10 protein-coding genes are annotated in these 15055 nt (G+C 62.7%); 6 read left to right on the forward strand and 4 right to left on the reverse strand.

Going from position 1 to position 15055, the window contains the following annotated elements; genetic code table 11:
* Nucleotides 1-13 precede the first annotated feature (13 nt).
* Nucleotides 14-4312, reverse strand: coding sequence for a translocation/assembly module TamB domain-containing protein (locus tag DDF70_RS00465; RefSeq protein ID WP_114942905.1), 4299 nt, complete (start codon nucleotides 4310-4312; stop codon nucleotides 14-16).
* On the reverse strand, nucleotides 4312-6291 hold the full coding sequence (locus DDF70_RS00470) for an autotransporter assembly complex protein TamA (RefSeq protein ID WP_114942906.1): 1980 nt from the start codon (nucleotides 6289-6291) through the stop codon (nucleotides 4312-4314). Before DDF70_RS00470 ends, DDF70_RS00465 begins: the two co-directional genes overlap by 1 nt.
* A gap of 608 nt (nucleotides 6292-6899) precedes the next feature.
* Here DDF70_RS00470 and DDF70_RS00475 point away from each other — a divergent pair.
* The 5 genes from DDF70_RS00475 to DDF70_RS00495 are packed head-to-tail and all read left to right on the forward strand — an operon-like array spanning nucleotide 6900 to nucleotide 11307.
* Nucleotides 6900-7715, forward strand: a complete 816-nt coding sequence (locus DDF70_RS00475; protein ID WP_114942907.1) for a cytochrome c oxidase subunit II — start codon at nucleotides 6900-6902, stop codon at nucleotides 7713-7715.
* 36 nt (nucleotides 7716-7751) lie between these two features.
* Nucleotides 7752-9533, forward strand: a complete 1782-nt coding sequence (gene ctaD / locus DDF70_RS00480; protein ID WP_162820165.1) for a cytochrome c oxidase subunit I — start codon at nucleotides 7752-7754, stop codon at nucleotides 9531-9533.
* Nucleotides 9526-10224: a cytochrome c oxidase subunit 3 gene (locus tag DDF70_RS00485; RefSeq protein ID WP_114942909.1), complete on the forward strand. Its 699-nt coding sequence runs from the start codon at nucleotides 9526-9528 to the stop codon at nucleotides 10222-10224. Before ctaD ends, DDF70_RS00485 begins: the two co-directional genes overlap by 8 nt.
* A gap of 14 nt (nucleotides 10225-10238) precedes the next feature.
* A complete protein-coding gene (locus DDF70_RS00490) occupies nucleotides 10239-10961 on the forward strand; it encodes a heme-copper oxidase subunit III family protein (RefSeq protein WP_114942910.1) in 723 nt (240 codons plus the stop codon).
* 10 nt (nucleotides 10962-10971) lie between these two features.
* Nucleotides 10972-11307 (forward strand): cytochrome C oxidase subunit IV family protein, encoded by a 336-nt coding sequence (locus DDF70_RS00495; RefSeq protein ID WP_114942911.1) that lies wholly within the window; start codon nucleotides 10972-10974, stop codon nucleotides 11305-11307.
* Nucleotides 11308-11365: 58 nt separating this feature from the next.
* Here the strand turns inward: DDF70_RS00495 and DDF70_RS00500 are convergent, their stop codons facing one another.
* Complete coding sequence (locus DDF70_RS00500; protein WP_114942912.1) at nucleotides 11366-12190, reverse strand: DUF2189 domain-containing protein; 825 nt, start codon at nucleotides 12188-12190, stop codon at nucleotides 11366-11368.
* Between the two features lie 267 nt (nucleotides 12191-12457).
* Between DDF70_RS00500 and tam the strand changes: the two genes are divergently transcribed.
* The gene (gene tam / locus DDF70_RS00505) at nucleotides 12458-13231 is read left to right on the forward strand and encodes a trans-aconitate 2-methyltransferase (RefSeq protein ID WP_114942913.1); all 774 of its coding nucleotides are present in this window, start codon (nucleotides 12458-12460) and stop codon (nucleotides 13229-13231) included.
* A 453-nt stretch (nucleotides 13232-13684) separates the two neighbouring features.
* Here the strand turns inward: tam and DDF70_RS00510 are convergent, their stop codons facing one another.
* A complete protein-coding gene (locus DDF70_RS00510) occupies nucleotides 13685-15052 on the reverse strand; it encodes an FGGY-family carbohydrate kinase (RefSeq protein WP_114942914.1) in 1368 nt (455 codons plus the stop codon).
* Nucleotides 15053-15055: the final 3 nt, after the last annotated feature.

The following is a 15055-nucleotide window of genomic DNA, read 5'->3' on the forward strand; positions in this document are numbered from 1 at the left end:
AAGAGGACTGCCCTCAGTATTCCATCTCGAATCCCAACCCCACGGAACTGCCGCCTTCTGCATTGATCTCGCCCTGGGCCTTCAGGCGCCGCGTCAGGTCGACATCGACCGTCACCCCACTCTCTTCAGGCAAGGCACCGGCCTTCACGCCAACCCGCACATTGTCACTGATATAGCGCGAGACGCCCACGCCCGGCCCGCCGCCGGCGCCGACCGTGATGTCGAGGCTGTCGACGCCGAGGGAGCGGCGCAACTGCTCGAAGGCGTCGCTGCCGGAACCGCCCGAGAGCTGCGCGACGGCCTGCGCGAGCTGCAGCGCCTGCCCGGCGGACAGCCCGCCTGACGGTCTTTGGAACAGGATGCGGGAGAGAACCTCGTCCTGAGGCAGGTCCGGGCTGGAACTGAACGTGAATTCCGGGCTTGAAGCGGGACCCGTCACGCCGATGCGCGCGGTGACGTCTCCCGCCTGCGTCTCCGCCAAGAAGTCGAGCGACGGCGTGAGGTCGCCGGTGAAGTCCAACCGTCCGCGCACGAAATCGAGCCTCTTGCCCAGGATGTCGAAGCGCCCGCGCCGGAGTTCGAAAGCCCCGATGGCAACGGGATCCTGCGTCGTCCCCTGAAGCCGCAGATCGCCGCCGAGTTCCGCATTGATTCCGCGCCCGCGTACGAAGATCCGGTTCTGCGCCGTCAGGGTCAGATCGAGTTCCGCCCGGAACGGAGTGCCCCGCGCGGAAGCGGATTGCCGCCGCTGTGCGAGAGCGAGCCGGGCGGCGGCGGTCGGGGTCGGCCGCACGTGCCGGGTCCCGGGGAGCGGCCTCAAGGTGGTCGGAAGCCGGTCCGGCACGGAAACGTTCATCGAGATAATGTTGATGCGTCCCGCGGCTCGCGGCCTGCTCATGAGCGGGCCCGAGAGCGTGAGGTCCAGATCCGCCGTCGCATCGACTGTCTCGTTGGAGACGAGCTGCGCGCGGTTGCCGGTGATCCGGATCTCTCCCGGCAGTCCAGCGGCCGGATCGATCGTCACCTGGCCGCGCGCCGCAAGGGAGCCGCCACTCGGCGTCTGGGCGGTCAGGTTCTCGATGGTGAGCACCTGCCCGCGCGCGACAAATCTCCCGGTGATGCCGGTGAGCCGGATTCCCTGCAGCGAGTCCGTGAAGCTGCCATTAGCGAGCGTGACGCTGCCTTCGATGCGCGGGTCCGCGAGCCTGCCGGCAATCGACAGGTCGAGATTGGCCGCGCCTGTCAGACGCTGACCGGATGCGGACAGGAACGAGTTGGCGATGGTAAGATCGGTGCGTCCCGATACCCTGAGCGCAAGCTCCTCGGCCGGGCTGAGAGGCACGCTCCCTGAAACCTGCAACGTTCCGCCACGTCCAATCGCAATCCGGGCATCGATGCCGGCCCGCTGGTCGGCCAATCGTCCCTGCGCGTCGATGTTGAGCGCTGGCAGGCCCGCCCGGCGCGTCTCCGCCGTGGCGAGGCCCGAGACTGTGACGCGGTAGTTTCCGCTCGGATTTGCCATCGTTCCACCGATGGAAGCATTTCCGTTGACCGTTCCGGCGAGACCGAGATTGGGCACCACGATGTCGGCCACCTGAAGCGGCAGGCTGCGGACATCGACGGTAAGATCGAGCCTGTCGGCGACCGTGCCGTTGACGGTGATGCGCCCCTGGTCCGCCGCGATCAGGACGTTGGACAGGGTGACGGCACCATTCTGCAGCGTGATGGCTGCCGGCTGCGCGAGAGCCAGGCGGCGGTTGCCTCGGCTGGCCGTGAAGCTCGCAAGCTCGATCCGCGTCGCATTGCCCGGAACAACGCGTCCCTGCGCATCGAGATTGAACCCCTGCCCCACGGCAGAGGCCGTGAATTGCGAGGCGGCCGGTGTGCCGTTCGCCACGAAACGCACGGTCCTGTAGGTCTGCCCCGCGGCCGTCAGCGCCTCGGCGGAGACGCTGCCGTCGATCATGGGACGGCGGTAAAGGTCCTGGAGGGTGAGCTTCGCATCGAAGTCCCGCACCGAAATGTCCGCCACGGCAAAGCGCGTGCCCTTGGCCGTGATCCGTGCATCCTGACCGCCGTCGCGAGCGCTCAGCGAGACGATGGCATCGAGCGCACCATCGAGCTTCGTGAGCACGAGCGGCGACAGGTCGTCGAAATTGCTGCCTGACAGGGAAATCTCACCCTGTGCCAACTGGTCGGCACCGAGACGAAGGTTCCCCTTCAGGACAACCGACCCGATATCGACGGCGAGCCGATCCAGGAGCCAACCGCCGTCCGCAGGTTTGGCGAGATGGAGAGAGCCCGTCGCAGGCTTTCCATCAACCCGCCCGTCGAGCGTCAGCGCCGCGTCGAGCGCGCCGGTGACGTCCTTGGCGTCCAAATCGATCGCGAGCCGTGGAATGGAGCGGTTGAGGGCGCGCACGTCAGTCAGCGTCGCAACGCCCTTCACGTCCGGCTTCTCGAGAGATCCGCCGAGACGCGCCGTGACATTCGCCCGGCCGGCGGTGATGCGCGGATCGACGCGCCTCAACTCGTCAATGGTGACGTCGAGGCCAAGATCGGCCGCCAACTGCGTGGCGCGCCCATCGATGCGGGCATCGAGATGGGCCCCGTCCACACGGAAATTCTCGAACGCGTAACCGTTCGGGATGCGCCGCAACGTGCCCGCCGCCGTGACATTGCGGCCGAGGAGACCGTCGACAGACGGGGTACCCGTCGAGAGTTCCCGCAACCGAGCATCGATCACCGCCGCCATGTCGTAACGGCGCGGATTGCCGGACAATTTCGCCGTCAGAGTTGCGGCTCCCTGTAACGGTCGGCCCGCGAGTCCGGAGAAGGATGCCAGCGCCGGAATGCGGGCATCGAGCGTGCCGTCGAGAACGGTACTTCCCACGCGTCCAGCGAAACTCGCCTGTGCCGTGGAAGTTTCGATGCGCGCCGTCTCCACATTGGCGATCCCGTCGAGACCGAAGGAACCGCGTGAGGTGATGGAGAGCGTCGGTCCGATCGCCCTGGCGAGCGCCCGGTCGGCGGGTCGGATTCCTGCGGCATTGGCGTCGACGGCAAAGGAGAACTGGCTGGGCGGGGTTGCGCCGTCCGCCGGGTTCATGGCTACGCGCGCCGTCAGCGTGTCCACGGAACCCTCGGGCAACCTGATTTCGGCGGCATCGAGCGCGCCATTGATGCGTGGCGCCGTCAACGGGCCCTGGACCGTGCCGTCAAAATTGAACCGGGCGATCTCCGCCTCACCGGCGCGCGTTTTCGCACCGTCGGTCGGAAGGGCGCGGGCGTTGAGGGTGAGATCGAGCACCTGGCCGGAACTGACGGTTCCGGTCATGTCGAAGCGCGCCACGTTCGATGTGATGCGCACCGGCTGGAAGCGCAGGCTGCTGTCGTCGCCGACAGTCACATTGCCGACGAGCTGTGTGGTTCCGCTGAAGACGGGCGCTGCCGGTGCCGGCAGTAATCCTTCGATGCGGGCCGCGAGATCCAGGTTCACGTCATAGGCGGCTGTGGCGCGCCGGACGGTCGCCGTGCCTGCGGCCCCAATCGTCGGCCCGGCGGTGAAATCGAGCCTCGCGGCGAAATCGCTCATCGGTCCCTGACCGGTGAGTTTCAGGTCGACGGGCGGAAGCCCTGGCAGATCCATCAGCCGCGCCGCGATACCGCCGGCAGGCTCCTGGTGCGCGAGGTCGAGGGCGAGCCGTTTCGTCTGCGGCACATAGGTGAGATCGATCGAAAGCCGGCCCGGGGCATCGAGGCGCTGAGCCTGGAAATTCAGATCGAGGCCTTCGGATGGATCGCCCAATTGGGCGGAACCCGCCGCCGAAAGCCGCGCCCCGGTGCCGAGCACCGGCTGGCCGAGGGTGAGTTCCTGCAGGGCGAAGCGGTCCACGATGACCTTGACCGGCAGCTCGGGCAGGATCGGCTCGTCGGAGACAGGCGCATCCTCCTCGGCTGGCAGCGGCCTGCGCGCGATCTGAAGTTTGTCGATGGTGAGCTCATCGACCTGAAGGCGCCCGCGCAGCAGCGCCGTGCGGCTCCAGACCAGCCGGGCGCGGTCCAGGTTGAGCCACACGCCGTCCCGGTCGGCGATGCGGATGTCCCGGATGACGGCGTCCGATGTCAGGGCCCCTTCGATGCTGCCGATGGTGACGCGGGTGGTCGGCGTCGAGAGCAGGCGCGAAATCAGGCTCGCCAGGATGCCCTGATCGCTCTGAGCCTGGCTCGGGCGGTCGCTCACCAGCCAGAAGGCCGCGACGGCCAGGAGGACGATCGACATGAGAGCGAGGGAGCGGATTGGCTTGATCATCAGAAGGCCTGCCCGATTCCAACGTAGATGGCGTAGGACGGATCGCCGGGCCCCGGATTGACCGGGATCGCAACGTCCAGGCGAATGGGCCCGATGGACGTGTAGTAGCGAAGGCCCAGGCCCGCGCCGACGCGTATCGTCTCATCGAAATCCGGGAAGCTCGACTCGAAGGCCGTCCCCGCGTCCACGAAGGGAACGATGCCGATGGTATTGGTGATCTTGATGCGCGCCTCGAGCGAGGCTTCGAGCAGGCTTCGGCCGCCGATGGGTTGGCCGAGGAAGGTCGGGCTCAGAGAGCGATAGCGGTAGCCGCGCACCGAACCGCCGCCGCCGGCATAGAAGCGGCGATTGGCTGGAATTTCATCGAGGTCCGCGCCGACGATGGAGCCGAGGCCGATGCGGCCGGCAAGGATGTACCGGGCTTCCTCGTCGAGGGAGAAATAGGCCGACGCGGTTCCCTTCGCGACCGTCATGGGTACCGACGAACCGAGGAACTCCGGGTAAGGCGCCACGGACGCGATCACCCTCATGCCCTTCGTGGGATTCAGGGGGTTGTCGGTCGAGTCGTAGCTGAGGGAGACGGGTAAGCCGACCAGCGTGTAATCGATCTGGCCGAGAATATCCGTCGCCTGTCCCTTTTCGTACTCGATACCGCCCTGGATCGAGAAGGTCTCGCTGAAGCGGTGGCGGATGCCGGTGCTCGCGTTCACGAGACGGCTCGTATAGCCTTCCGTCCTGTCGCGCTCGACAAGGCCGTCGACCAGCCAGTCGTTGCGGGTCCCCCAGAGAGCAGGCTTCAGGAAGCTCGCACGGAACCGCCCGCCGAGATTGTCCCAGGAGAAATCCTGGTTCCGGTCGGGTTGCCCCCCGTCCTCGGTGAGATAGAAGACGCTGCCCTCGAGCCGCAGCCGCTCGGCACCGCCGAACAGGTTGCGGTGGGCCCAGTAGGCCCGCACCGCCGGCCCGTCGGTCGTCGAATACTGCACCGAGGCTCCGATGACCCGCGGCGGGCGCTCGGTCAGCTCTACGAAGAGAGGAAGATTGCCGTAAGCATCCAAGGCCTCCCCCTCGCGGATGCGCACTGAAGACAGCGCCTCGATCTGGGAGATCGACTTGCGCATGGAGGCGAGTTCCGCAGGCGAATAGGGATCGCCCGGCTCCGTATAGATGAAGGAGCGCACAACGGCCGGATCGACATTCTCCGCGCCGTGGATCGAAATTGCCCCAATGCCTGCCTGAGGTCCGGGATCGACGCTCAGACTCACGTCCATCACTTGCGCCGGATGGATGACCACGGGATTCTGCCGACGGACCTTGGCGAAGGGGTGCGACTTGGACCGGAAGTAATCGACGATCCGCGCCTCGGCGGCGACGATGTCGGCGGAACGTGCCGGGTCTCCGGGCTTGATCTGCACGATACGAGGTGGAAGCTCTCCCGGCGGGAAGGGACGCCCTGTCCTGGCGTCCAGGACCGCAACGTCCCCCAAGGCGAATTGCGGACCCGGATCCGCAACGATCTGTACGGGCACGAGCGCGCGCGAGAGATACCCCGCCGCGGCGCGGGTTGCGGCATCCCTGCGGGGAGCCTGCAGGACCATCGGCACGCCCGCCACGTTGATCGTGACGCGGGCATTGTAATACCCGGCGCCCCAGAGCGCATCGATCAGGCGAGGCAGGTCGGCCTCGGCGCGGCTGGCCAGCGCTGCGGCGTCGGGCGGCGGATCCGATTGCAGGCTTTGGAGGGTCGAGGCGTCCTTCAGGACCTGCTTGAGATCGCTGTTGTCCCCGCTCACCACGATATCGAGGGAATACGGCAGGGCCTGCGGACTCGGGGGCGGCGGCGCTTCGCCATCCCCGCGAAGCCACCCGAAGAGATCAAATGCCACGGCAGGCGCGAGCGGCAATCCACTCAAGAGGACGCCGACCAGAACGGGAACCACGATCCGTCGGTTGTTACGCAGCCGTCGCACGTGAAGCATGATCTCCCTGGCCAAAACAGATTCATATTTCTTGGTCTTGCCGATACCGTCCGGCAGCGGGCCGGGACCCCGATCGGCTCCGTTTGTCGAGAGGCACCTAACCACAGTTTCCCCAGCGGCAAAACCCTGGCCGTACGTTTTTGAGAGACAGTTGATCGAAGATCACAGGCACTGCAGAGGAAAATATACTTTCAATAGATGGAGTTTGAGATTGAGGATAACGGGTGATCGCTGCGCTATCGCGGCAGCAAGACCGTGACATTATAGTGCGACTTAAATCAACTCGACTGACGATTTCTCGCCCAGATCAAATGTGGCGAAAATGAGAACCTTTCCACTCTCCCAGAAAAGAAGGGTTAATCTATGCACAGCTGGAATGCGACAGCCAAGGCTCATTGACCGGATGCTTCGCCGGGTGTAGTTTTTCATCCCATATACTGGCCTTGTCCAAGTTGCTCCCATGTAGAGCGGCAGGCCAGCATTGCCTGCAAAGCGTTTTGGTTGAAGCTTCTCCAAGTGTTTATCAGCCGAAATCGATGTAAGGGCGTAAAAGAGTTATCGCCTTCTGCTTCAAATCCGAGGCCTCGCACGGCAAGGATGGGTCAGGAATGGCTGTAGCGTTCATCTTGGTTCTGGTCGCCGTCGGCTCGGTTCTCTTCCACCTCGTCAGCCCATGGTGGTGGACCCCGATTGCTTCGAACTGGCGCTATATCGACAACACGATCATCATCACCTTCTGGATCACCGGAGCGGTCTTCGTCGCGGTCGTCCTCTTCATGGCCTATTGCGTTTATCGCTTTCGCCATCAGGCCGGACGGCAGGCACATTACGAGCCGGAGAACAAGAAACTCGAATGGTGGCTGACCCTCGTCACGGCTGCCGGTGTCGCCGCCATGCTGACGCCGGGCCTGTTCGTCTGGCGGCAGTTCATCACCGTTCCGGAGGATGCGACCGATATCGAGGTCGTGGGCCAGCAATGGCAGTGGAGTTTCCGGCTACCGGGACCGGACGGGAAGCTTGCCACGTCCGACGCCCGACTGATCAGCCCCGACAATCCGCTCGGGATCAATAAGGACGATCCTAAATCACAGGACGATGTCGTGGTCGAAGGCGGCGAATTGCACCTGCCGGTCGGCAAGCCGGTCAAGGCGCTTCTGCGTTCCGTCGACGTCATCCACGATTTCTATGTGCCGGAGATGCGCGCCAAGATGGATCTCGTGCCGGGCCAGGTCTCCTACATCTGGTTCACGCCGACACGGACGGGCAGCTTCGACATTCTCTGCGCGGAACTCTGCGGCGTCGGCCATCCGCAGATGCGCGGAACGCTCGTGATACAGGAACAAAGCGACTATCAGGCATGGCTGCAGCAGAAGGCGGCGCAGAGCTTTGCGCGCCTCGGGCCTGCACGCGGCGTACCTGACTGAAGGAAGAAAGCGGAAGCAGCCGGGGAGAGAATCCTGATGGTTGATGTCCCACTCGGTCCGGCCGGAGCGGTCGCACCAGCCGATGTCGAAGATGTCGAACTCTACCATCCTCACAGCTGGGTGACGAAATACGTCTTCAGCCAGGATGCGAAGGTCATCGCGATCCAGTACGCATTCGTCGCCCTCTCGGTCGGACTGATCGCCCTCGTGCTGTCGTGGCTGATGCGGCTCCAGCTCGGCTTTCCCGGCGTCTTCGCCTTCATCGATGCGAATGCCTATTACCAGTTCATCACCATGCACGGCATGATGATGGTGGTCTACGTGCTGACCGCCCTCTTTCTCGGCGGCTTCGGCAATTACCTCATCCCCCTGATGGTTGGCGCCCGCGACATGGTCTTTCCCTATGTCAACATGCTGAGCTTCTGGGTCTATTTTCTCGCCGTGCTGGTTCTCGTCGCGAGCTTCTTCGCACCGGGCGGTCCCACCGGCGCCGGATGGACGCTCTATCCGCCGCAGGCCATCCTGTCAGGCACGCCCGGCGGACAGGACTGGGGCATCATCCTGATGCTCGTCTCCCTGATGATCTTCATCATCGGCTTCACCATGGGCGGCCTGAACTATGTGGTGACGGTGCTGCAGGCGCGGGCGCGCGGCATGACGCTCATGCGAATGCCGCTCACCGTCTGGGGGATCTTCACCGCGAGCTTCATGGCGCTGCTCGCCTTTCCGGCCCTGTTCGTCGGCGCCGTGATGATGCTCTTCGACCGGGTCTTCGGAACGAGCTTCTTCGTTCCCGCCATCGTCGAGATGGGCCAGCCTCTGGAACGCAACGGAGGATCTCCCCTGCTCTTCCAGCACCTGTTCTGGTTCTTCGGGCACCCGGAGGTCTACATCGTCGCACTGCCCGCCTTCGGCATCGTGTCGGACCTGATCAGCACCCATGCGCGGCGCAACATCTTCGGCTATCGCATGATGGTCTGGGCGCTGCTCGCCATCGGGGCCTTGAGCTTCGTGGTCTGGGCCCACCACATGTATGTGAGCGGCATGAACCCGTATTTCGGATTCTTCTTCGCCACCACGACGCTGATCATCGCCGTGCCGACCGCGATCAAGGTCTACAACTGGATCCTGACGCTCTGGCGCGGAAACATCCATCTCACCCTGCCCATGCTGTTCGCCCTCGCCTTCATCGTCACCTTCGTGAACGGAGGCCTGACGGGCCTGTTCCTCGGCAACGTGGTGGTGGACGTTCCGCTGTCCGATACGATGTTCGTCGTGGCTCATTTCCACATGGTCATGGGCGTCGCTCCGATCCTCGTGATCTTCGGGGCGATCTATCACTGGTACCCGAAGGTGACCGGGCGCATGCTGAACGAAACGCTCGGCAGAATCCATTTCTGGGTCACGTTTCTCGGAGCCTATGCCATCTTCTTCCCCATGCATTACCTAGGACTGATGGGGATTCCGCGCCGCTACCACGACATCGGGGACATGTCCTTCGTCCCGCCATCGGCCCACACGCTGAATGCCTTCATCACCATCGTGGCTCTGATCGTCGGAGCGACACAGCTTGTCTTCGTCTTCAATCTCTTCTGGAGCCTGCGCCACGGCAGGCCGTCCGGCGGCAATCCATGGCGCGCGACCACGCTGGAATGGCAGACGCCGGAAACACCGCCGCCGCACGGCAACTGGGGCAAGAACCTGCCGGTGGTCTATCGCTGGGCCTACGATTACAGCGTGCCGGGAGCCGACCAGGATTTCCTGCCTCAGAACCAGCCTGGGATCAGCCGCATCGTGCCGGGATCGTCACATGGCTAGCATCCTCCTGTTCCTGGGCGTGCTCGCCGTCATCGGCGCCTGGTGGCTGTCGCGGCAGGGGCTGACATCGAAGCCCTGGCTCGAACAGGGAGGCGCGGGCGCCTTGCCGGAAGCAACGCCCGCGCCTCCATACCGAGTCGGACTCCTCGTTCTTCTCGCCGTCATCGGTTCCCTGTTCGCATTGTTCATCAGCGCCTATGCCATGCGCATGCAATTGCCCGACTGGCGAACATTGCCGATACCACGCATCCTCTGGCTCAACACGGCCATGCTCGCCCTGAGCAGCCTCGCCCTGCAGGGCGCGAAGCGCGCAGCCGACCGCGATGAATTGCCTGAGCTGAGAGCGAGTCTTCTCGCGGGCGGCATTTCGGCTCTCGCGTTCCTGTCGGGCCAGCTTCTGGCCTGGCGTCAGTTGAGCAACGAGGGCTATTTCCTGGCCGCCAATCCGGCCAATGCCTTCTTCTACATCCTGACCGGCCTGCACGGCCTCCACCTGCTCGGCGGTCTGGTGGCGCTTGGCAGAACAACTGAGAAGGCATGGCGCGAAAATGCGACGGAGAAGCTGCGCCTGTCCGTGGAGCTCTGCGCCACGTACTGGCACTTCCTGCTCCTTGTGTGGCTGGTCTTCCTGAGCGTGCTGACTGGCTGGGCGGAGAACTTCGTGGACATCTGCCGGCAATTGCTGACGTGAGAGGAGTTCTGCTCATGGCGGAACAGGCTGCGACGGATTTGCGAACGACCTACACCGAGACCTCCGGCTTGCGTAGCATCGCGAGCGACTTCTCCTCGGATCGGCAGGCCTTCAGGAACGTGTCCTGGGGCAAGGCCATGATGTGGATCTTCCTCCTCAGCGACACATTCGTCTTCAGCTGCTTTCTGATCTCGTACATGACGGCCCGGATGTCCACGACCGTGGCGTGGCCCAATACGAGCGAGGTCTTCGCCCTGACCATCGGCGGCACGTCTCTTCCCCTGATCCTGATCGCCATCATGACCTTCGTTCTGATCAGCAGCAGCGGAACGATGGCGATGGCGGTGAATTTCGGCTACCGCCGCGACCGCAGAAAGACGGCCATCCTGATGCTGCTGACGGCACTTCTCGGCGCCACCTTCGTCGGCATGCAGGCTTTCGAGTGGACGAAGCTGATCCACGAGGGCGTCCGACCCTGGGCCAATCCGTGGGGCGCGGCCCAGTTCGGCTCATCGTTCTTCATGATCACCGGCTTTCACGGCACACATGTCAGCATCGGTGTGATCTTCCTTCTCGTCATCGCCCGGAAGGTGTGGCGTGGTGATTTCGACCATGAGCGTCGAGGCTTCTTCACGAGCCGGAAGGGGCGTTACGAATCCGTCGAGATCATGGGCCTCTACTGGCACTTCGTCGATCTGGTGTGGGTCTTCATCTTCGCCTTCTTCTACCTTTGGTAAGGGACGCGCCATGGCACAGGCAACGGCACATGCTCAAGGGCAACAGCACCCGATCAAGCTTTACCTAGTCGTGTGGGCATGGCTCTTCGTTCTGAGCGCTTGCTCCTACTTCGTCGACTACTTCCAGGTTCAGGGGCTTCTCCGATACGCCCTGATCGTCCTCTTCATGCTGCTGAAGGCGGGCCTCATCGTGGCGATCTTCATGCATATGGCCTGGGAACGCCTGTCATTGGTCTATGCCATTCTGGTGCCGATCAGCGCCGTGCTCGTGTTCGTCACAATCATGGTCCTCGAAGCGGATTACACGTTGCTGTCCCGGATCGTGTTCTTTGGATCCGGGTCCTGAACAGCGGGAAGGCGGTCCGATGACCGGGCCGCCTCCGATAGTCTCCTGAACAAGCGATTTATCTGATCGGGTGAGCGTCGTCGGGATGCGGAGGTTCCACGACCCGGCGATAGAGATGCCAGGTCGCGTGTCCGAGAACCGGCATCACGATGGCGAGCCCCACGAAGAGCGGGATGGAGCCGATGAGGAGAGCTGCGGCGACGATAAGGCCCCATAGTGCCATGGTGAACGGATTCATGGCCACCGCCTTGACGGAGGTATAAACGGCAACGGCCGCTCCTACATCCCGGTCGAGGAGAAGCGGGAACGAGATCACGCTGATGCTCAGCACCGCCACGGCGAAGACGAACCCGAGGATGTTGCCCCAGATGATCAACTGCATGCCCTCCGGTGTCGTGAGAACCTGGCTGATCAGCCCCGTGTAGGTATCGGGCACCGCATAGCCGAAGATCGATTGGTAAAGAAGGCGTGCCGTCGTCAGCCAGGTCAGGAAGATCACCAGCAGCACGACGCCGAGCGCAAGAATCGAGGGAATCGAGGGCGACTTCAGGACGTTGAAAGCATCCTGCCAGGAAGTCGATAGGCCGAGCTCCCGCCGTCGGCTGATTTCATAGAGACCGATGCCGGCAATCGGGCCGATCAGGGCGAAGCCCGAGGCCAGCGGATAGAGAAGCGGCAGCGCGTCATTACTGAAGGTAAGTGCGGCAAGGCAGACGCCCACGACGGGATAGATCAGCCCCAGAAAAACCAGATGCGACGGCATGGCCCAGAAATCATCGAACCCTTTTGCCAGGGCTTCTTTCAAATCGGCAGGTGTAATCTTTCTGACAACCGGATGTGCCGGAGCTTCGCTTGCGCCGGCGACAATATGAAAATTGGCCATAATCGCTCCTCCAGGGATGAACCTTGGCAGTCGAGATCACGGCCTTGCGTGTATCGTTCAGCGGTCACGCATAACCGCAACCCATCGTTAAACTATACGCGGAAACATTGTGTCTGTCGCGTTGGTTTTCACCGATGAGGCCTCACGGGCTCACACGATGTGTTGAGGCGCAGCGATGCGGTTGCACCGCTCCGCTCGTGGTGTGCTGGAATTCCGCCACGATGGTCGGATGACAGGCGGGCAAAACGGAGACGAGGAGATATTCCGTTGGTCGATTGGGATGCAGGACAATATCTGAAGTTCGAGGATGAGCGCACGCGCCCCTCACTCGACCTGCTCAGGCGGGTGCCCCTGGAAGCGGCAACGAACTGTGTCGATCTCGGTTGCGGACCTGGAAACAGTACGGAACTGATTACCCGGCGCTATCCGGCCGCGCGGATCGTTGGGCTCGACAATTCGCCGGACATGCTTGCCAAGGCGAGGATGCGATTGCCGGGGCTGCACTTCGAGGAAGCGGACATCGCCACATGGGAGACGTCCGAGCGTTTCGATCTGATCTTCGCCAATGCCGTCCTGCAATGGCTTCCCGACCACCCTGCCCTTCTCAAACGTCTTGTCTCCTTCCTGAAAGAGGGCGGATGCCTGGCCGTCCAGATGCCGAACAATCTGAACGAGCCTACCCATCGCCTCATGGCCCAGGTTGCACAGGATGGTCCATGGGCGGAAAAGCTGTCCTCCGCGGCTCGATCAAGGGAGACGATCGGATCGTTCGAGAATTATTATGGCTGGCTGCAGCAGGCGGGATGCTCGGTCGACATCTGGCAAACGACCTATGTCCATCCGCTCGACGGCGCCGCTTCCATCGTCGAATGGTTCAAGAGCACCGGCTTGAAACCCTATATCGACCCACTGTCGCCGGAGGAACGCGCCGAATTTCTGCGCCGCTATCAAGTGGCCGTCTTGGAAGCCTATCGGGCTCAGGGAGATGGCAAGGTCCTGCTGCGCTTTCCGCGTCTCTTCTTCGTTGCGCAGCGCCGGTAGAATGAGAGCATCGGGCCCGGAAGTGGAGCGCGCGTCCGGCCCGATGTTCAGAATCCATTTGCCTTCGGAGGTGAAGGTATCAGAGAGAGCTGAGATAATTCGATCAGGCTCTCTGTTCTTCGGCCGTGCGCTCCATCCGCACTGAACGCCTTCTCTCGCGTCTCAGTCGCTTCATCAGAGCAATCGACGCAACCATCGTCCGCTCGAGTTCTGACAAGATCGTGTTGGTGTCGACGGTGAGTGATAGGTTCTTTCGTTCCAATTTCATCAGCAACCTGTTTTGCTCTTCAAACGCTACAACCGAATTGTGACACAGCTAAGCGTCGCAGTGCGGCTGCAATATGGCAGGTGAATAGCAATAGAGGATCGATGATCGTTGCAATAACGTAGTACTACTTGCCGAAAAATTTAACGATATAGCGATGTCCGTTCAGGCAAGATATGCCGTCCCGCTCATATTATCTTCGAGTAAGCATTCCACGCGGCGCAATAGCGCTGAAAGTCTTTCGGCAGTTGGTGGGAGGACGTGTTCTGTCTGTCCTCATGTGAACCTGGATTTGTGGATGTCAACGCGAGGAGCGCCGCACCGACGCTCGTTCCGGTGGAGCTGGAAACGGCGAGGACCTGACGGCCGGTCGCGCTTCCCAGGGCCTCCGTATAGAGGGCATTGCGCGCGAAAGGCCCCTCCACGATGATCGGACCTGCAGCGTGGGCCAGATCGAGACAGGCTTGCGTCATCAGGGCCGTATAGAGCGAAGCCGCAACATAGATTTCATCTTCATTCAAATCGCCGGGCGCATTGACGAGACGATGCACGGCATCGGGAAACGGCCCGCACCCGGGCACGACGCTCGGTGTCAGGAGAATATCTTGGTCCACGACATGGCCGATCGCCTCCGGCGTCGCCTGGCCCCTCCCTTTTGTCAGCAGTTCGAACTCGCGCCCACCCATGAACCGCGCGGACGGGACGGCACGGCCGAGTGCATCCACGTTGGCGAGAGTGTCCCGCTTCGGATCCAGGTGATCGAGGTCGCCGCCGACCGCAAAGATCACGACCCACGTTCCCGTCGAGACGACCGCGAACGGCGCCTCATGCCGGCCCAGATGGGGCAGGAGCGAAGCGTTCGAGTCGTGAATGCCGCAATAGACGGGCACAGGCCGCGCAAGCCCTATCCTCGCACAGATCTCCGCCGTCACATACCCCAGGAGGTCCGAGGGCTTTCTGACGGGGGCGAGCCTGTCGGCGATTTCGAGCCTCTCGACGAGCGAGGAGAAGCGCCCCTCCTTCGGCCTCCAGAGATCGGTGTGACAGCCGAGGGATGTGACCTCCGTGGCAGCAATACCCGTCAGTCGCCAGCCCCAATACTGGGGATAGGTGACGATGGCCTGCACCTGTCCGAAGGCTTCGGGAAACACTGATTTCTGATAGTGCAGTTGTGCTCCGAGATTGAGCCCGCCGGGCAGGCGCGGCGAGAAGGTTTCCGAAAAATCCGGCCTGATCTCGTCATAAGCGGCATCGACCTCTGCCGGATAGCGGAACTCGTAATCGAGGACCGGAAGTGCAAGACCATTGTCTCCCAGAAGCGCCCCGCTTGCGCCATGGGCCGTGATCGATATGGCATCGAACCCGAATTCCACGTGGAGTTCCTTCAGAGATTGCAAGAAGAACTCGAAGATCCCATCGACATCGAAATGCGGATAGGGACCGTCGGTCAGCACCCGGTTCGGACGTGTGCGGGCGGCGATTTCACGCCGCGCTTCGGCATCGACGATGACGGCTTTAACATTGGTCTTGCCGACATCGAGTACTGCGACTTTCATGGG

This window comes from Microvirga calopogonii, assembly GCF_003347665.1.
Lineage (GTDB): Bacteria > Pseudomonadota > Alphaproteobacteria > Rhizobiales > Beijerinckiaceae > Microvirga > Microvirga calopogonii.